Consider the following 18,895-nt stretch of genomic DNA (forward strand, 5'->3'; position numbering starts at 1 on the left):
TCCGCCGGTGGCGTCAATCACTCCAGGGTGACTCTTTCCATAGCGCCTGGAAGCGCACCTGCAGTTCCTCGAGGGTCTGCTGATAGGTGGCCGGATCCTGATAATCGAGCGGCAGCGACTGCTGCGCAGCCGCCTGGCGGAAGGACTCGTCCTGCATGGCCGTCTCGATGGCGCTGGAGAGCTTCTCGACGATCGGCGCCGGCACCCCGGCGGGGACGGCGATCCCGCGGTTGGAACCGATGGTCAGCGGATAGCCCGCCTCGGCGGTCGTCGGCACCTCGGGCAGCTCCTTCGAGCGTTGCGCCGCGGCCTGCGCGAGCATTCTGACCCGTCCGGCCTTCACATCGGACGCCGCCTCCCCGATGTTGAAGATGCCCAGGTCGATATGTCCGCCCATCAGTGCCTGGCGTACATCGGCCGCGCCGGGGAAAGGGACGTGGGTCATCTCGATCCCTGCCAGACGCTGCAGTGCCAGGGCCGCCAGGTGATCGTCCGAGCCGACCCCGGTGGTGCCATAGGTGATCGCACCGGGATGCTGCTTGGCGTAGTCGACCAGATCCGCCAGCGATGCGAACGGGCTCTCCGGCCCGACGTTGAAGCCGTCGGGATCGTCGACGACGCTCGCCACCGGCTGGAAGTCGGACAACGTATAGCGCGTCTTGCGCTCGATCGGGATGGTCAAGACGTTGGGCGTATTGATGAAGCCAATGGTGTAGCCGTCGGGCTGGGCGTGGGCCAGGGCCGTGAAACCGACCTCACCACCGGCACCCGGTCGGTTGATCACGGTGATGTCGGTGCCCAGGGCTTTCTCGATGTAGGGCACCAGGGTGCGGGCGGCGATATCGGTACCGCCCCCGGCGGAATAGGCCACGATCATCTGAACCGCACGCTCGGGGTAGTCCGCCATGGCCGACAGCGGTGTCAGCATGAGGGCAGCGATCGCAAGGGTTCTGGTCTTCTTCCCGGGCTTCATTGGCTTCTCCTGGTTGGCCGCCAGCACCGCTCNNCGAGCGGTGCTGGCGCGGAGCGGGAAAAATTGCCCGCCCCTTATTGTTCTTTCATAAAAACAAAATCATCGAACCATAGCGGACTCCCCGGCTCAAGCGCCGATTCGACCGCGCTGGCAACAGCACTCAAAAATGACTTTAACTCTTTATTTTTTATGAAATAAACTAGATTTAATACTTTTGTCTCATTCGAAAATGCGCTTTATCGGATGGACAGAAAAACATTATTGTTTTTTTATTGTACTAACAAAGGGAGAGTCACGCCGTCGGCACCACGCCCATGACTACGCGGTGCAACAGACGCCTTTCACTCGCACAGAGAGACAACGATATGCCTTCGCAAGCCACGTTAGAGACGCTGCAAACGCTGGGTAGCGCGACGCTCCACGAAGCCCAGGGCCAGCGCGGTGCCATGGACCACGGCATCAAGCCGCTCGATCCCACCCTGAGACTGGCCGGCAGAGCGCTGACCGTCGACTGCTCCCCCGGCGACAACCTGTTGATCCACTACGCCATCTCCAAGGCACAACCCGGCGACGTGCTGGTGGTCGACGCCAAGGGCTTCACCGAAGGCGGCCCCTGGGGAGACATCCTGACCCTCGCCGCCAGCCTGGCGGGCATCCGTGGCCTGATCATCGACGGCATGGTGCGCGACGCCGATACCATCATCGAGTCCCGGTTTCCGGTGTTCTGCCGCGGTCTCTCGATCAAGGGCACGCACAAGCAGCAGTCGGGCAAGGTCAACGACACCATCGTCTGCGGCGGCGTTTCGATTCGCCCCGGTGACGTCGTGGTCGGCGATCGCGACGGCGTGGTGGTGGTGGCCGCCGAGGCGCTCGATGAGGTCATCACCGCCGCCCAGGCCCGCGAAGACAAGGAGCAGGCATTTCGCCGCGAGCTGGAACGGAGCGCCAGTACCCTCGATCTACTCGACCTGCGCGACACCCTCGCACGTCTCGGCTTGCAGTGAGGCCGGTCGTGACCACCGACGCCCAGGAGAGCTCGATGTCGATCTCAGCGCGCGCCCGTCACGCTTGGGTCAAGAGGCGGCTGGCGCCGCTGTACAACCTGCACGACTTCGAGGCGGCCGCCCGGCGCTACCTGCCGCGCGCGATCTTTGCCTATATCGCCGGCGCGGCGGAAGACGGGCACTCGTTCCAGGCCAACCGTGACGCCTTCGACGACTACGGCTTCGTGCCCCGGGTGCTGGTGGACGTTTCCCGGGTCGATCAGACGACGACACTACTGGGCCTGCCGATGGCATCGCCCTTCGGTATCGCACCGATGGGGCTGGGGGCGCTATGGGCCTACCGGGCCGATGTGGTGCTGGCCGAGGCGGCGCGGGCCGCGGGTATCCCCATGATCATGAGCGGCTCGTCGCTGATCCGCATGGAAACGCTCGGCGGCAGCGGTGAGTCGACCTGGTTCCAGGCCTATCTCCCCGCCGGCCGGGAGGGCATCCAGGCGCTGGTGTCACGGGTCCAGGCGGCGGGGTTCACCACGCTGTTGATCACCCTGGATACGCCGGTGGCCACCAATCCGGACAACCGCCGTCGGGCCGGCTTCTCCTCACCGCTGAAGCCCTCGCTCGGGCTCGCCTGGGACGGGCTCTCGCATCCCGGATGGCTGTTCGGCACCTTCCTGCGCACGCTGGCGCGGCACGGCATGCCCCACTTCGAGAACAACTACGCCTCGCGCGGCGCGCCGATCTTCTCACCCCGCGTCAATCGCGACATCTCCGACCGTGGCCACCTGAACTGGGACGATCTGGCGTTCATCCGTCAGCACTGGCCGGGCCGCCTGGTGCTCAAGAGCGTGCTGCATCCGGCGGATGCTGCCCGGGCCAAGGCGCTCGGGGTGGATGCCCTGATCGTCTCCAACCACGGCGGGCGTCAACTGGATGGCGCCCTCTCACCGCTGCGCGCGCTGCCGGGCATCATCGCCGCGGTCGGTGACCTGCCGGTCATGATCGACAGCGGCTTCCGGCGCGGCACCGATGTGCTCAAGGCCCTGGCGCTGGGGGCACGCTTCGTGTTCATCGGCCGTCCTTTCGCCTACGCCGCCGCCGTGGGGGGGGCTCCGGGCGTGACCCACGCCATCGATCTCATGGCGGCCGAGATCCGGCGCGACATGGCTCTGCTGGGCATCACCCGGCTGGATCAGCTGCACAAGGATCACCTGGTCGCGCTGACTGCACTGGGCGAACGAGGCCTGGCACAGCCCATCGATCCGGCCACTTGCGATCACCCCACCCATCACACGCCTTATCGCCAGCCACAGAGGAACGAGCCTTGACCCAGCACCCTGCCCTCACGCCGCTCACGCACGCGACACATGGACACCCAGGCCACAAGTCGGTCTTCCGGCTCGACGTGTGGTACGACGTCTCGATGCAGCAGCGCTACGACGACCGCCCGGATATCCACCTGACCACGCTCCCGGTGACCAGCGCCCCGGAAGATCACGCCGCGACCCTGCAGCAGGCCCACGCCTACCAGATCTCCTCGGCCAAGGATGAAACCCCCGCCCGCTGGTTCGCCGACGAACGGCTGCTGGCCCACATGCCCGACCTGCTCTGTGTCTCGACCTCCGGCTCCGGCTACGACACCGTGGACGTCGAGGCCTGCACCCGGGCCGGCGTACTGGTCATGAACCAGGCGGGGGCCAACGCACGCTCGGTCGCCGAGCACACGCTCGGGCTGATGCTCGGGCTCAACAAGCGTCTCGCCGAGAGCGATCATCGCCTGCGGCGCGGGGGCGACTTCTCGCGCGAGGATCTGATGGGTCGTGAGCTCCACGGCAAGACCCTGGGGCTGGTGGGAATCGGTCATATCGGGCGTCGCGTCGCCGAGCTGGCACGCGCCTTCGGCATGCACGTGATCGCCCACGATCCGCTGCTCGACGCCGAGACGATTGGCCAACGCGGCGCGCGCCCGGTGACACTGCCGGTGCTGCTGGGCGAGGCGGACATCGTCTCGCTGCACTGCCCGCGCCAGGCCGACACGCTCGATCTCTTCGACGCACAGGCCTTCGCCGCGATGAAGCCGGGGGCGCTGTTCATCACCACCGCCCGCGGCGGCATCCATTCGGAAGCGGCGTTGACGGCAGCCCTGCAGAGCGGGCACCTGGCCGGCGCCGGCATCGACGTGTGGGATGTCGAGCCACCGCCGCAGGAGCACCCGCTATTGCAGATGTCCAACGTCATGGCGACCTACCACACCGCCGGCGTCACCCATGAGGCACGGCGCAACATCGCCACCTGGGCGGCGGATCAGCTGCTCGCGACCCTGGATGGCCAGGTGCCGCCGCGCCTGCTCAACCCCGAGGCCTGGCCGCGCTATGCCGAGCGCTTTCAGCGCCTGCTGGGCGCATGAACGTGAACGAGACCCGGTATCGACCTGGATAGCAAAACACCCGGCGCAGGGCCGGGTGTCTTGGGTATCGAAGGCGGGAGAGCGTATCAGCCGAGGCGCTTGGCCAGCAGCCCTTCGAGCTTCTTCTGGTCGGCGGCGAAGTTACGAATGCCTTCGGCGAGCTTCTCGGTCGCCATGGCGTCTTCGTTGTGCTCCCAGCGGAACTGGGCTTCGCCGATCCGGCCCGGATGCTCGGCGCTGTCGCTCTGGTCGCTGATCTTGCGCGTCACCTCGCCCTCGGTGGAGGAGAGCTCTTCCAGCAGTGCCGGCGAAATGGTCAGGCGGTTGCAGCCTGCCAGTGCCAGGATCTGGTCGGTGTTGCGGAAGCTGGCGCCCATCACCACGGTCTGGTAGCCGTAGCGGCTGGCGTAGTCGCACACCCCGCGCACGAACTTGACCCCCGGATCTTCGTCCGGCGCATAGGACTCGGTGCCGGTGGCCTTCTTGTACCAGTCGGTGACGCGCCCCACGAAGGGCGAGATCAAGAACACCCCGGCCTCGAAGCAGGCGCGCGCCTGGGCATCCGAGAAGAGCAGCGTCAGGTTGCAGTTGATGCCCTCCTTCTCGAGCTTCTCGGCGGCGCGGATGCCCTCCCAGGTGGAGGCGAGCTTGATCAGCACGCGATCCTTGGAGACCCCCTGCTTCTCGTAGAGCGAGATCAGGTGGTGCGCCTTCTCGATGCTGGCCGCCTCATCGAAGGAGAGCTTGGCCGCGACTTCGGTGGAGACGCGCCCCGGCACGATCTTGGTGATCTCGGTGCCCATCGCCACCGACAGCCGGTCGACCGCCTCTTCGATGCGCGCATCGGGGTCGGAGACCTCGGACTTCACCGCAGCCAGGGTTTCGTCGATCAGGTCCTGGTAGCCGTCGAGATCGAAGGCCTTGAGAATCAAAGACGGATTGGTCGTGGCGTCATGCGGCTGATAGCGCCGAATGGCGTCGAGATCGCCGGTGTCGGCCACGACCATGGAAAGCTGTTTGAGAGAGTCGAGCTGCTGTGTCATGAATCGCTCCATCGTCTTGATGTGTGGATTGCACCCCTTCGCAATCCCAATCCCTAAAGGATAACACTGATCCGCCGGGCTCGCCGGGCGATCACGCCTCGATCCGGCAGGCTCAGAGGGTGTTTACAAATTCGGCGAGCGAAGGCCAGACCGGGGCGCGTAGCCAAGGCGAAATCGGCCGAAAAAAGGACCGGGCTGGCGCTCCAGTTTACAAGGGGTAAATGGGCATTTTGAGGTCGATTTCAACGCCGTATTGCCGAGCGCAGACATTTTGTAAACACCCTATCAGTCGGCGACCGCGTACTGGGCCGCCAGGGTCTCGCGATAGTGGCGATAGATCGTGTGATAGCGCGCCACCACCTCGGGGCGTGGCCGCGTCAGCGTGCTCTCGTCCAGCGCCACCCAGTCCTGGCACAGCACCGCGAGATCGACCTCACCCTGGCGCCGATCGCACCAGCGCGCCTGGATCGCACCGCCGAAGGCGGCGGCCTCGGTCACCACCGGACACACCACCTCGACATCCAGCACGTCAGCGACGATCTGGCGCCATACCGCGCTCTTGGCGCCGCCGCCGACCAGACGCACCTGAGTCGCTTGATCGGCCAGCGGCCCCAGCAGTTCAAGCCCGTAGCGCAGGCCGAAGGTGGCGCTCTCCACCGCCGCGCGGCACAGGTTGGCGGGGTGCGTGTTGAGGCTGGTGAGGCCGTGCAGGCTGGCGTGGGCCTGGGGCAGCGCCGGCACCCGTTCGCCGCTGAAGAACGGCAGCAGGGTGACACCGCCGGCACCCGGCTCCGCACTCTCCACCGCACGATTGAAGCCGGCGATGTCGAGCCCCACCAGCTCCCGCATGGTGGTGGTGGCGGAGGTCACGTTCATGGTGCAGATCAGCGGCAGCCAGCCGGCGTGGCTGGCGCAGAAGTTGGCCACCATGGCGTTGTCGGGCACCACCGGCTCCGGCGAATGGACGGCGATGGTGCCCGAGGTGCCGAGACTGATGGTCACCCGGCCGGGCACGATGTTGCCGGTGCCGATCGCGCCCATCATGTTGTCGCCGCCGCCGCTGGCGACCAGCACGTCGTCGCCCAGGCCCAGTTCGCGGGCGAGCTCGGGGCGCACCGTGCCGGCCGCCTCGCGGGAGTCGATCAGCCGCGGCAGCACCTGCGCAGGGTCGAGCTCCGGGGCGATGGCGGCGAACACGTCGTGGCGCCACTGGCGGGTGCGGGTGTCGAAGTAGCCGGTGCCGGAGGCATCTCCGGCCTCGGCCACGCGCTCGCCGGTGAGCCAGAAGTTGAGATAGTCATGCGGCAAGAGCAGCGTGGCGATGCGCGCATAGGCCTCGGGATGGGTCTCCCGCAGCCAGGCGATCTTGGAGGCGGTATAGCCGGTCTGCAGCACCAGACCCAGCTTGTCGAGACAGCCCGCCTCGCCGCCGAGCCGTTCGATCAGATCCGCGTTCCAGGCCGCGGTCTCGGTATCGTTCCACAGCTTGGCCGGATGCACCGCCACGCCCTCGGCATCCAGCGCCACCATACCGTGCTGCTGGCCGGAGATGCCGATCGCACGTACCGCACGGCCATCGACCCCGGCCTGCGCCAGGGCTTCGTCGAGGGCACCACGAAAGGCCTCGGTCCAGCTCTCGACTCGCTGCTCACGGCGCCCGTTGTCGCCCTGATCCAGCGCGTGAGGCCGCGATGCTTCACCGATGATCCGCCCGTCCGCACCGTCGACCAGCACCACCTTGGTGCTCTGAGTGCCGCAATCCACGCCGATGTACATGCTGGTTTCCTTGTCTCTGGTCTCGGATATCGCGTGTCACGCCCAGAATGCCGGAGTGCCGACATCAGGCGCCGATCAGATGCTCGACGCAGGCGCGGGCGCCGTCGCGATGCAACCGCTCCAATGCGTCGAGGTAAGCCGCGCGAAAGCGCTCGTCGTCGGCCAGGTCGCCGAACAGCTGGCGGTTTTCGATGAACGCCGTGGGCTCGTCGCGGTTGCGCTGGGCGATCGCCATCAGCGACGCCTTGAGCCGGTCGACCACTTCGATCGGCTCGCCCTGCTCGTCGACCCCTTCGGCATAGCGCGCCCAGCTGGCGACCACCGCGGCGCTGAGACGGACGTCGCCATCCTGGGCCAGCCGCTCACGGATCACCGGTACCAGCCACTTGGGGATGCGATCCGAACTCTCCGCACAGAGCCGCGCCAGGGTGTCCTTGATCTCCGGATTGGCGAAACGCGCGATCAGGGTGTGCTTGTAGGCGTCGAGGTCGACCCCCGGCACCGGTGAGAGCGTCGGCGTTGCCTCGTGGTCCATGTAGGCGAGCAGAAAATCGACGAAGGTTCGATCCTGACACACCTCGTGGGCGTAGCGGTAGCCTGCCAGATAGCCGAAGTAGGTCAGCGCCTGATGGCTGGCGTTGAGCAGGCGCAGCTTCATCAATTCATAGGGAATGACGTCCTCGACCACCTGCACCTCGACCGTCTCGAAGGCCGGCCGGCCAAGGCTGAAGTGATCCTCCAGCACCCACTGGGTGAAGGGCTCGCACACCACCGGCCAGCGATCCTCGAGGCCGAAGCGCTCGGCGATCTCGTCGATGTCGGCGGCGGTGGTGACCGGTGTGATGCGGTCGACCATCGAATTGGGAAAACGCACCTCGGCCTCGACCCAGGCGCCGAGCTCGGGGTCGCGGGCGCGGGCATAGGCGACGAACATCTTGTGCGCGACCTCGCCGTTGCCCTGGATGTTGTCGCAGGACATCAGCGTGAACGGCGGGATGTCGCGTGCCCGGCGCCGCGCCAGCGCCTCGATGACGATGCCGAAGGTGGTCCGCGGCGTCTGCGGTGATGCCAGGTCATGCTGCACATCGGCGTTGTCGAGATCGAACTCACCGGTGACATGGTGGAAGTTGTAGCCACCCTCGGTGACTGTCAGCGACACGATGCGGATGCGCGGATCGGCCAGGGTCTCGAGTACCGCGTCGATATCGTCCGGGGCATAGAGATAGTCGATGATCGAGCCGATCACCCGCGGCTGGTACTCGCCGTCGGGATGTTTGACCACCAGCGTATAGAGGTGATCCTGTGCCGCCAGCGCCTCCTGCATGCGCTTGTCGCCCGGCATCACGCCGACCCCGACGATGCCCCAGTCGAGCGCGTCGCCGCGATTCATCAGGGTGTCCAGATACATCGCCTGGTGGGCGCGGTGAAAGCCGCCGACGCCGAAGTGGACGATCCCCGGCGTGATCCGATCACGCGAATAGCTCGGGGTCGCGACGGCGGCATCGAGCTGCGTCAGATTGGCTTGGTTGAGTGCGGTCATCGGGGCCTCCTTGAGCCGGCCATGGCCGGTATCCGTGTTGCCGCGCGCCCGGCGGCGCAGGGGCTTGAGCGTGCGTGTGACCCGCGCGGCGCGGGGTCAGGGTGAATCGGCGGCACAGGATCAGTCCGAGGTGCCGGGTGAATCCAGATGTCCGGACGAATCCGTGATAGCGGGCGGATCTGGGATAGCGGACGAACCCGAGTTCGCGGGAACGTCCGACGTTCCGGCTAGAAAGCGCCAGTGCCAGTCCGGCGCCACCGAGTGGGTCTTGATCAGCTGGGCGTTGAGCATGTCCTTGTCGTGGGTCCGTGTGGCCGCCCCCGCCGCGTCCTGGCCGAGGTCATACCAGCGCTGCAACAGCCGCTCGACGAGCACCGCATCGGGCACATCGATGAACAGCGTGAGGTCGAAGAACGGGCGCAGCGCACGCCAGGGCGCGCGGTCGAGCAACAGATAGTTGCCTTCGACCAGCACCAGGCGATGGCTGGGCTGGATCAGCCGCGCACCGGCCCGGGCGAGATCGAGCGGGCGATCGAACAGCGGTACCGCCACCGCGGCATCGTCACGGCGCAGCCTGGCGAGATCGTGGCTCAGCCCGGCGACATCGAACGTCTCCGGCGCGCCCTTGAGCGCCAGCTTGCCCTGGGGAATCAGGACCGCGTTGTCGAAGTGGTAGCCATCCATCGGCACCAGCGCGACATAGCCCGGGCGCAGCGCATCGATACGCGCACACAGCGCCTCCGCGAGGGTCGACTTGCCCGCCGCCGGAGGCCCGGCAATGGCGACCAGAGTGCGCCTTTCGGCGCGGGAAGCCGCCAGCACGCGCTCGGCCATCACCTCGAGCGGTGGCGACATGGGCAGCCCCGGACAAGTGGCATCAGGTGCGCTCGACATGCGTCTCTCCTCTCATTAGGCGATGCCTCAGCAGGCAAAGTACCGACAGGCAATGACGCTGCAGGGGCTGAATCCGCAGGCGCCGCATCAGGGCGCGAGGTATCAGCACGCGGTGTAGCCGCCGTCGATGCGCAGATCGGCACCGTTGATCATCGCCGCCTCTCTGGAGGCCAGGAACATCACCCCATGGGCAATCTCGGCCGGCGTGGCGAAGCGCCGGGTCGGGATCAGTGCCTTCATCCGCTCGCCCTTCTCACCGGCCCAGCCGTAGCGCCCCAGCTCGGTGTCGACCACGGTCGGCGACACCGCATTGACGGTAATGCCGCGCGGCCCCCACTCCAGCGCCAGGGTGCGGGTCAGCCCCAGCACGCCGGACTTGCTGGTGCAGTAGGCGAGATGCCCCTCGAGCCCGACGCTGGCGGCCTGGGAGGCGAGGTTGACGATGCGCCCGTAGCCCGCCGCCAGCATCTGCCGCCCCACCGCACGGCAGCCGAAGAAGACCCCGCGCAGGTTGACCGCCTGGGTCGCATCCCACAGCGCGGTCTCCATCGCTTCTGCCGCCGCCAGCGGGCCGATACCCGCGTTGTTGACCAGCACGTCAATACGCCCGAAGTGCGCCACGGCGCGTTCGACCAGCGCCTCGACGCCGGCCTCGTCGGTAATGTCGAGCACCGCGGCCAGGGACTCCCCTGCCAGCCCCGAGGCCACGGCCTCGACCTCGGCGCTCTTGTCGACGAGCACCAGACTGGCGCCGGCGGCGGCGAAACGCTGGGCCAGCTCGCGCCCGATACCGTTGGCCGCGCCGGTGATCATCACCACGCTGGCGCTGAAGTCGAACTGCACCTGGGTCATGGCGTCATCCTCACAGTGAAGTGCGCTCGGGGGCATCGGCGGCCGTGTCCTGGCAAGCCCGGGCGTAGGCGTCGAGCACGCCCTCGATATGCCAGCGCACCAGCGCGCGCGGCTCGGGGGCGAGCTGGCCGGCGCGGACCGCCCGATGCGCATCGGGCAGATACTGGCTGATCAGCGGCAGCGGCAGCGGGCGCGCCTCCAGCGTCGTGAACAGCGTCTCGAGCGTGGCTGCGACCGCGGGCACGCCCCAGTAGTAGCGGATGCGATCGCTCAGGCTATAGCGCCGGGCGAAACGCTGCTCGGCAGGGTCACCGGGGTAGTAGGCACGCCAGTAGCGCGGGTCTTCGAGCATGGCCCGTTCGACCGCGGCGTCCAGATCCGGCGCCTCGACACCCGGGGTCTCGGCGGCGATCGCGGCCAGCGCGAACAGCGCCTCGCGCAGGGCGAAGGTCAGCGCGGGGCCGACCTTGAGAATGGCAAAGTGCCCCGCGACCAGGGCGCGGTAGGCCTCCGGGGTCTGGTAGTCGGTGGAGTGTGCCTCGAACACCAGATCCGGCCAGTCGAGGATCGCCTGACTCAGCGCCTGGGCGCCTGCCGGATCGAAATCGACCACCTCGGCGTGGCCGAACTCCACCCCGGGCTGCACCACCACGCCGCGCACCCGGCGCCAGGCGTCGTCGAGCCCCTCGTCGGCGAAGCGCTTGGCGTGGACCGTGAGGGTACGCTCGAGATCGTCAACGGTGGTGACCGCCACGCCCTCGAGCCGCTCATGGGCACCGCCGGGGGTGGGCACCTCGGTCCCGATCACATAGCGCAGCTCGCCGCGGCGTTCACCGGCGGCGGCCTCGGCGGCGTGACACAGCCTGGCCGCGCGCGCCGCGATCTCGGCGTCATCGAGCGCGGCCGGGTCGTCGGCGCAGCCCATGCTGGCGTCCAGGTGCAGCTTGGTGAAGCCCGCCGCCGCGTAAGCAGCAACCAGGGCCTCGGCGCGCGCCATCGCCTCGGCGGCGGGCAGATGCTGCCACGGCGACGGGCCCAGGTGGTCGCCCCCCAGGATCAGGCGTGCCGGGTCGAACCCGCACCGGTTGGCGATCTCCACCACCCGCAGGCGAAAGTCGTCGGGGGTCTGGCCGGTATAGCCGCCCTCCTGATTGACCTGGTTGCAGGTCGCCTCGATCAGCAGCGGCGAGCCATCGGCGAGTGCGCGGTCGAAGGCCGCCTCGAGCACCAGCGGATGCGCCGAGCAGACCGAGTAGATGCCGCTGGGCCGCCCGGCGCGGTTGGCGGCGACGATGTCGTCGAGCAGATGGCCACTCATGTGAAATCTCCAGGGGATGCGATCAGGGCGTCGAGGGTGATGCGGTCACTGGCTCCCTCCATGGGGCCGATCCGGGTCACCGCGTGGGCACCGGCGGCGCTGGCCAGGGTCAAGGCGCGGGCGAGCGTCTCACCCCCGGCGAGCGCGGCGATCAGCGCGCCGCCGAAGCAGTCTCCGGCGCCGGTGGGGTCGCGCTCGGTCACTTTGAAGGCGCCCACGCGCTGGTGCTCGCCAGCACCGAAGGCTTCGCTGCCGCGCTCGGCGCGCTTGAGCACCAGCAGCGACAGGCGCTTGGTCGCCAGCAGCCGGGCCACGGTGTCGGCTTCCGCCTCGCCCTCCCCCAGCCAGGCAATGTCGGCCTCGCTGGGCAGGAAGATGTCGCAGTCATCGACCCGACGCAGAACCGCATCGCGGCTGGCCGGATCACGCATCAGCTCCGGGCGGATATTGGGGTCGAAGCTGACCTGCCCGCCGCGGGCCTGGACCCGCGCAACCAGGGCATCGATCAGCGCGATTGCCGCCGGCGAGGTGAGCGAGGAGCCCATCACGTGCAGATAGCGGGTATCGGCGAGCCGGGCGAGCCCGGCCTCGTCGAGCGCCAGCCGCGCCGCGGCGCTGTGCGCCAGGTTGAACACGAAGTCGCGCTCGCCGTCGTCGCGGTAGCGTACGAAGGCGGTGCCGGTGGGCCGCTCGGGGTCGCAGGCGACCGCACCGATATCGATGCCGTCGGCGGTCAGGCGCTCACGGATCAGCTCGCCGAAGCCATCCTCACCGACGCAGCCGACGTAGGCGACACGCGCCCCCATGCGCGCCGCCTGGGAGGCGAAGATCGCCGGCGCCCCGCTGGGAAAGGGGCCGAGAAAGCGCCCCGCCTCGGTGAAGCGCTGGCCGCGACGCTCGGCGACGAACTCGGCGAGCAGCTCCCCGGCGGTGACGATGTCAAAGGTGGGTTGGGCGTCAGACATATCAGCTCATCCAGTTGCCGCCGTCGACATTGAGGGTCTGCGCCACCACGTAGTCGCTATCGGCGCTGGCCAGGAACAGCGCCGCCCCCACGTGATCCTCCGGGCGCCCCATGCGACCGTAGGGCACCGCCTCGCCGACCAGGCGCTTCTTCTCTCCCGGCGGGCGCCCCTCGTAGCGCGCGAACAGCGCATCGACCTCGTCCCACATCGGCGTGTCGACCACCCCGGGGGCGATGCCATTGACGTTGATGCCGTGCTGGATCAGGTCGAGCCCGCAGGACTGGGTCAGGCTGATCACTGCGGCCTTGGTGGCGCAGTACATGCTCACCAGGGCCTCGCCGCGGCGCCCGGCCTGGGACGCCATATTGATGATCTTGCCGCCCTCGCCGCGGGCGACCATGTGCGCCGCCACCGCCTGCAGGGTGAAGAAGGTGCCCTTGACGTTGACCGCGAACTGCTTGTCGTAGCTCGCTTCGCTGACCTCGAGCACCGGCGCCATGTCGAACACCGCGGCGTTGTTGACCAGGATGTCGATCGGCCCCAGACGGGCCTGGACCGCCTCGATCATCGCCGTGCGCGATTCGCTGCTGCAGATATCCAGCCGTACCGCCATCACCGCATCGCCGTGACGCGCGGCAAGCGCCTCTGCGGCCTGCTCGGCGGCGGCGAGATCGATATCGGCGATCGCCACCCGCGCGCCCTCCTCCAGATAGCGGCTGACGATCGCCAGTCCGATACCGCGGGCCCCGCCGGTCACTACTGCCGTACGCCTGTCGAGTTTCATCGCCATGTTCCTGTGTTGATCACGCAGTCGTTGATAGCCAGATTTTTCATAGCTAAGTCTTTGATAGCCAGGTCCTTGATACCCAAATCCTTGATAGAAGGCCTTCGATGAAGCGGTCGTGGATGTCCTGCTCAGGCGGCGCGCCAGCGCCGCCAGCGGGCAACCAGCTCGCCGAGCCCGGCCATATGATCGAGCGTCGCCCAGGCCCCGGCGTCGCGCAGCCGCCCGGCGTGCCCGGCGGCGATATGGCTGGCGCCGGTGAAGCCGATCACCGTCATCCCGGCGGCACAGGCGGCGCGGGTGCCGGAGACGCTGTCCTCCACCACCAGGCAGTCGGCCGGCGCGGTCTCCAGCGTTTCCGCCGCCAGCAGATAGACATCCGGCGCCGGCTTGGGCCGCGCCACCTGCTCGGCGGTGAACAGCGGCGCCGTCCCCAGCCGCGTATTGAGTCCGGTGTGGGAGAGCGAGGCGAGCACCCGCGCGCGGCGGCTGTTGGAGACGATCGCCAGCGGCAGATCGAGGGCGTCGATCGCCTCGCTGATACCGGCAATGGCCTTGAGTTCGACGGCCAGCCTGCGTTCGATGGCCGCATCGATGCTGAGCAGCGCATCCGGCGGTAGCTGGTGCACGCTGAGTCCTTCGAGATGGGCAAGGATCGCCGCCGTGGTCATGCCCAGCGCACCGCTCAGCTCCCGCTCGGCGGCCAGATCCGGCAACCACGCCGCGAGCTGGTCGTGCAGCACGCCTTCGGCGATGGTCTCGCTGTCGACCAGCACGCCATCGCAATCGAAAATCAGTAACTCCATGCCACGCTCCTCAGGACGCATCGGCAGCGGTCGAGGCGCGGTTCTGACGCCGCTCGACATCGACCAGGGGATGGCGTTCGAGGTGGGTCAGGGCCAGGCCATCTTCCGCGAACAAGTGCGCGCGGGCGGGGGCGAAGCCGAAGCGCACGTTATCGCGCACGCGGTGGGAGACCTCACCGTCGGTGACCAGGATCCACTCCTCACCGTGGCACTGCACGTAGAGCGAGGTGACCCCACCGAGGCGTTCGATCACCGTGATGCCGCCCTCCAGCGGGCCGTTGTCATCGAGGGTCAGATGCTCCGGCCGGATGCCCAGACTCAGGGTATCGCCGGCCTGGCAACCGCTGCCGTCCACCGGCACCGAGTACTCACCGCCGCCGGGCAGGCGCACCGAGACGCCCTCGCCACGGGCCTCGCGCACCTCGACATCGATGAAGTTCATCTTCGGCGAACCGATGAAGCCGGCGACGAAGCGGTTGCGCGGATGGTGGTAGAGCTCCATCGGCGACCCCACCTGCTCGACGATGCCGCCCTGCAGCACCACGATCTTGTCGGCCATGGTCATGGCCTCGATCTGATCGTGGGTGACATAGATCATGGTGGCGTCGAGCTCTTCGTGCAGGCGCGCCAGCTCGATGCGCATCTGCACCCGCAGGGCGGCGTCGAGGTTCGACAGCGGCTCGTCGAACAGGAAGATGCTGGGGTTGCGCACGATCGCGCGGCCGATCGCCACGCGCTGGCGCTGGCCGCCGGAGAGCGCCTTGGGCTTGCGCTCGAGCAGGTTCTCGAGCTGCAGGATGCGCGCCGCCTCGAGCACCTTCTCGCGCCGCTCGGCCTTGGGCACCTTGGCCAGGCGCAGGCTGAAGCCCATGTTGTCCTCGACGGTCATATGCGGGTAGAGCGCATAGCTCTGGAACACCATCGACAGCCCGCGCTCGGCCGGGCCGACCTCGTTCATGCGCTGGCCATCGATCAGGATGTCGCCGCTGGAGACGCTCTCCAGCCCGGCGATCATCCGCAACAGGGTCGACTTGCCACAACCGGAGGGGCCGACGAAGACCACGAACTCGCGATCCTTGACCTCCAGGTCGACGCCCTTGATGACCTGCGTGCCGGCGAAGTCCTTGACGATATTGTTGAGTTCGAGCGTTGCCATGGTGAATTCCTTATTTGACGGCGCCGAAGGTCAGACCGCGGACCATCTGTTTCTGGGTCATCCAGCCCAGGATCAGAATCGGCGCGATGGCCATCGTCGAGGCGGCGGAGAGCTTGGCCCAGAACAGCCCCTCGGGGCTCGAGAACGAAGCGATGAAGGCGGTCAGCGGGGCCGCGCTGGAGGTGGTCAGGTTGAGACTCCAGAACGCCTCGTTCCAGCTCAGGATCACCGACAACAGGCCGGTGGAGGCGATCCCCGGCAGGGTCAGCGGCACCAGCAGGTAGAGCACCTCCTGCAGGGTGCCGGCACCATCCATGCGCCCCGCCTCGAGGATGTCCTTGGGCACATCCTTGAAGAAGGTGTAGAGCATCCACACCACGATCGGCAGGTTCATCAGCATGTAGATCACGATCAACCCGCTCAGGCTGTCGAGCAGCCCCATATCGCGGAACAGCAGATAGACCGGCATCAGCACGCCCACCGGCGGCAGCATCTTGGTCGAGAGCATCCACAGCAGCGTGCCGCGGGTGCGCGGCGTGGGCAGGAACGCCATCGAGTAGGCCGCCGGCACCGCAATCAGCAGCGCCAGCAGGGTCGAGCCGAGCGACACCACCACGCTGTTGATGGCGAACTTGACGTAGTCGGCCCGCGCCATGACCTCGTGGTAGCCGCTCAGGGTGGGCTCGAAGAACAGGCTTGGCGGTGTCGCCACCGCTTCGCCCTCTGTCTTGAAGCCGGTGAGAATCATCCAGAAGATAGGGAAGAACACGACCAGCGCAATGGCCCAGGCCAGCAGCGTGATCGCCAGTTTCTTGGTGATGGAAGAGTGCATGCGCTACCTCGCCTCAGGTCTCGAGATGCCGGGCCACGGTGCGGATCAGGAAGATCGCCACGATGTTGGCCAGAACGATGGCGATCACGCCGCCGGCGGACGCCCCGCCGACATCGAAGTCGAGCAGCGCGCGGATGTAGATCAGGTAGGCCAGATTGGTCGACGCCAGCCCCGGACCGCCGGAGGTGGTGACGAAAATCTCGGCGAAGATCGTGAGCAGGAAGATCATCTCGATCATGATCACCACGCTGATCGCCCGCTTCAGGTGCGGCAGGGTGATGAACCAGAAGATCGCGATGGGCCCGGCACCATCCATGCGCGCCGCCTCGACCTGATCGTCGTCGAGGGACTGGATCGCGGTGAGCAGGATCAGCAGCGCGAACGGCAGCCACTCCCACGACACGATGAGGATGATCGAGGTCAGCGGCAGCGACGAGAACCAGTCCACCGCCTGGAAGCCGAACAGATTGAACAGCCACGCCAGCACCCCGTTGACCGGGTGCATCATCATGTTCTTCCAGATCAGCGCACTGACCGTGGGCATGACGAAGAACGGCGCGATCACCAGCAGACGGGCGATGCCACGACCGAAGAACTCCTGCTGGAACAGCACCGCCAGCAGCGTGCCGCCGGCCACGGTGATCGCCAGCACCCAGCCGACCAGCAGCAGGGTATTGCCCATCGCCGTCCACAACGCCGGATCGGTGAGCAGGTAGGTGTAGTTGTCGACCCCGGCGAAGCCGGAGATGAACGGGTTGAGCAGATTGTAACGCTGGAACGAGAACCACAGCGTCATGCACAGCGGTACCAGCATCCACAACAGCAGCAGGGAGACAGCGGGCGCCTGCAGCAGGAACGAACGCATTCCGCCTACGGTGCGACCGGAAGCTCTATGACGCATGGCTAGGCCCATCGGTAAGCGTGGGAGGGAAGCGCAGCCGAGCGAGAACCGGCCGCGCCCTGGTGTCGGGGTCACCACGATGCCGAGAGAGCTGTCGCGGTGGGCCCGGGGGCGTCACTCCGAGCGGATTCTCACCGTTCGGAGCCGCCCCCTTCACGATCAATCCTTGTAGTAGCCGGCCTGACGCATGGTGCGATCGGCGGAGCGCTGGGCGGCGCTCAGCGCCTGGTCGACCGTCTGCTGCCCGGCCAGGGCGGCGGCGATCATCTGGCCGACCTGGGTGCCGATGGCCTGGAACTCGGGGATATCGGCGTACTGCACCCCGGTGTAGGGCACCGGCTTGATGCTCGGGTCGGTGGGATCGGCACTCTCGATCGCCTTGAGCACGAAGTCGGCGAAGGGTGCGGCCTGCTGATACTTGGGATTGTCATAGGTCGACTTGCGGGTGCCCGGGGGGACGCTGGTCCAGCCCTTCTTCTCGCCGACCAGGTCGACATAACCCTTGGAGGTCGCCCAGGTGATGAAGGTCTTGGCGGCGTCCTTGGACTGCGACGACTCAGGGATGGCCAGGGCCCAGGACCACAGCCAGTGCGAGCCCTTGGGTGTCTTGGCGATCGGCGCCGGAGCGAAGCCGAGCTCGTCGGCGACCTTGGACTCGCTGGGGTCGAAGATGCGCCCCGCCGCCGAGGTGGCGTCGACCCAGATGCCGCACTTGCCGCTGGAGAACAGCGCCTGGTTCTCGTTGAAACCATTGGAGGTGGCGCCCGGGGGGCCATCTTTCTTCATCATGTCGACATAGAAGGAGACCGCTTCCTTCCACGCCGGCGAGTCGATCTCCGGGTGCCACTTCTCGTCGAACCAGCGCCCGCCGTAGGTGTTCACCAGGGTGGAGAGGAACGCCATGTTCTCACCCCAGCCCGGCTTGCCGCGCAGGCAGATGCCGTAGACGCCGTTGTCCGGGTCGTTGAGCTTGTCGGCCCAGCCGCGCACCTCTTTCCAGGTCGGCTGCTCGGTCATCTGGATGCCGGCCTTGTCGAACAGATCCTTGCGGTAGTACATCATCGAGCTTTCGCCGTAGAACGGCAGCGCATAGAGCTTGCCCTTCTGGCTCAGGCCATCGCGGATCGGCTTGAGCAGGTCGCCCTCGTCGTAATCCTTGGGCAGATCGTCGAGCGCGGTCAGCCAGCCCTGCCGGGCCCAGATCGGCACCTCGTAGGTGCCGATGGTCATGACGTCGAACTGGCCGCCGTTGGTGGCGATATCGGTGGTCAGGCGCTGACGCAGCACGTTCTCTTCCAGCACCACCCAGTCGAGCTTGATATCGGGGTGGGCCTTCTCGAACTCGTCGGTCAGCCCCTGCATGATGATCATGTCGTTGTTGTTGACCGTCGCCACCGTGATGGTCTCGGCGTGGGCGGCCAGCGAGGTCAGCAGCGCGACACCGGCGGCGGGTATCAGGGAGATCGGGCGCATGGGGGCTCCTTCAGCGAGGACTGGCGTTGTTTTGATCAATCTACTCACAGCGTAGTCAAATGATCATTTCGCCTGCCGCGAAAAGCAAACCCCTGGCCCTTAGACTTTGGCCAAAGACGCCAAGAAAATATCACAACTCATTGATTTCAATGGATCTACATCAAGCGCACGCGC

General features: G+C 67.0%; 17 protein-coding genes. 3 read left to right on the forward strand and 14 right to left on the reverse strand.

Features of this window, described 5'->3' with window-relative positions:
* Positions 1-13: 13 nt before the first annotated feature.
* Positions 14-973 (reverse strand): tripartite tricarboxylate transporter substrate binding protein, encoded by a 960-nt coding sequence (locus DOM67_RS06805; RefSeq protein ID WP_110674890.1) that lies wholly within the window; start codon positions 971-973, stop codon positions 14-16.
* Between the two features lie 314 nt (positions 974-1,287).
* Between DOM67_RS06805 and DOM67_RS06810 the strand changes: the two genes are divergently transcribed.
* The 3 genes from DOM67_RS06810 to DOM67_RS06820 are packed head-to-tail and all read left to right on the forward strand — an operon-like array spanning position 1,288 to position 4,381.
* A complete protein-coding gene (locus tag DOM67_RS06810) occupies positions 1,288-1,977 on the forward strand; it encodes a 4-carboxy-4-hydroxy-2-oxoadipate aldolase/oxaloacetate decarboxylase (RefSeq protein WP_110674891.1) in 690 nt (229 codons plus the stop codon).
* A gap of 35 nt (positions 1,978-2,012) precedes the next feature.
* Complete coding sequence (locus tag DOM67_RS06815; RefSeq protein ID WP_110674892.1) at positions 2,013-3,302, forward strand: alpha-hydroxy acid oxidase; 1,290 nt, start codon at positions 2,013-2,015, stop codon at positions 3,300-3,302.
* Entirely contained in the window at positions 3,299-4,381 is a 1,083-nt protein-coding gene (locus DOM67_RS06820; protein WP_232825161.1) for a hydroxyacid dehydrogenase, read from the forward strand. The genes DOM67_RS06815 and DOM67_RS06820 overlap by 4 nt, the downstream gene beginning before the upstream one ends.
* 86 nt (positions 4,382-4,467) lie before the next feature.
* Here the strand turns inward: DOM67_RS06820 and tal are convergent, their stop codons facing one another.
* From tal to DOM67_RS06885, 13 genes are all read right to left on the reverse strand, one after another.
* On the reverse strand, positions 4,468-5,424 hold the full coding sequence (gene tal / locus DOM67_RS06825; RefSeq protein ID WP_110674894.1) for a transaldolase: 957 nt from the start codon (positions 5,422-5,424) through the stop codon (positions 4,468-4,470).
* Between the two features lie 285 nt (positions 5,425-5,709).
* Positions 5,710-7,200 carry a xylulokinase gene (xylB, locus tag DOM67_RS06830; protein WP_110674895.1) on the reverse strand — a complete coding sequence of 497 codons (1,491 nt, stop codon included), beginning with the start codon at positions 7,198-7,200 and terminating at the stop codon, positions 5,710-5,712.
* 64 nt (positions 7,201-7,264) lie between these two features.
* Positions 7,265-8,740, reverse strand: a complete 1,476-nt coding sequence (locus tag DOM67_RS06835) for a mannitol dehydrogenase family protein (protein WP_110674896.1) — start codon at positions 8,738-8,740, stop codon at positions 7,265-7,267.
* Positions 8,741-8,860: 120 nt separating this feature from the next.
* Complete coding sequence (locus DOM67_RS06840) at positions 8,861-9,634, reverse strand: nucleoside triphosphate hydrolase (protein WP_348627294.1); 774 nt, start codon at positions 9,632-9,634, stop codon at positions 8,861-8,863.
* Positions 9,635-9,736: 102 nt separating this feature from the next.
* A complete protein-coding gene (locus DOM67_RS06845) occupies positions 9,737-10,486 on the reverse strand; it encodes a GolD/DthD family dehydrogenase (RefSeq protein WP_110674897.1) in 750 nt (249 codons plus the stop codon).
* Positions 10,487-10,496: 10 nt separating this feature from the next.
* Complete coding sequence (locus DOM67_RS06850) at positions 10,497-11,804, reverse strand: D-tagatose-bisphosphate aldolase, class II, non-catalytic subunit (RefSeq protein ID WP_110674898.1); 1,308 nt, start codon at positions 11,802-11,804, stop codon at positions 10,497-10,499.
* The gene (locus DOM67_RS06855) at positions 11,801-12,769 is read right to left on the reverse strand and encodes a sugar kinase (protein ID WP_110674899.1); all 969 of its coding nucleotides are present in this window, start codon (positions 12,767-12,769) and stop codon (positions 11,801-11,803) included. Before DOM67_RS06855 ends, DOM67_RS06850 begins: the two co-directional genes overlap by 4 nt.
* Position 12,770: 1 nt before the next feature.
* Entirely contained in the window at positions 12,771-13,553 is a 783-nt protein-coding gene (locus DOM67_RS06860) for an L-iditol 2-dehydrogenase (RefSeq protein ID WP_110674900.1), read from the reverse strand.
* A 131-nt stretch (positions 13,554-13,684) separates the two neighbouring features.
* The gene (locus DOM67_RS06865) at positions 13,685-14,359 is read right to left on the reverse strand and encodes an HAD-IA family hydrolase (RefSeq protein WP_110674901.1); all 675 of its coding nucleotides are present in this window, start codon (positions 14,357-14,359) and stop codon (positions 13,685-13,687) included.
* A 10-nt stretch (positions 14,360-14,369) separates the two neighbouring features.
* Positions 14,370-15,515 carry a sn-glycerol-3-phosphate ABC transporter ATP-binding protein UgpC gene (gene ugpC / locus DOM67_RS06870; protein WP_110674902.1) on the reverse strand — a complete coding sequence of 382 codons (1,146 nt, stop codon included), beginning with the start codon at positions 15,513-15,515 and terminating at the stop codon, positions 14,370-14,372.
* A gap of 10 nt (positions 15,516-15,525) precedes the next feature.
* A complete protein-coding gene (locus DOM67_RS06875; protein WP_110674903.1) occupies positions 15,526-16,347 on the reverse strand; it encodes a carbohydrate ABC transporter permease in 822 nt (273 codons plus the stop codon).
* A gap of 13 nt (positions 16,348-16,360) precedes the next feature.
* Complete coding sequence (locus tag DOM67_RS06880; protein WP_198651742.1) at positions 16,361-17,212, reverse strand: sugar ABC transporter permease; 852 nt, start codon at positions 17,210-17,212, stop codon at positions 16,361-16,363.
* A 195-nt stretch (positions 17,213-17,407) separates the two neighbouring features.
* Positions 17,408-18,721, reverse strand: coding sequence for a sugar ABC transporter substrate-binding protein (locus tag DOM67_RS06885; RefSeq protein WP_110674905.1), 1,314 nt, complete (start codon positions 18,719-18,721; stop codon positions 17,408-17,410).
* Positions 18,722-18,895 lie beyond the last annotated feature (174 nt).

Origin of the sequence: Salinicola sp. RZ23 (assembly GCF_003206675.1) — a bacterium.
GTDB lineage: Bacteria > Pseudomonadota > Gammaproteobacteria > Pseudomonadales > Halomonadaceae > Salinicola > Salinicola endophyticus.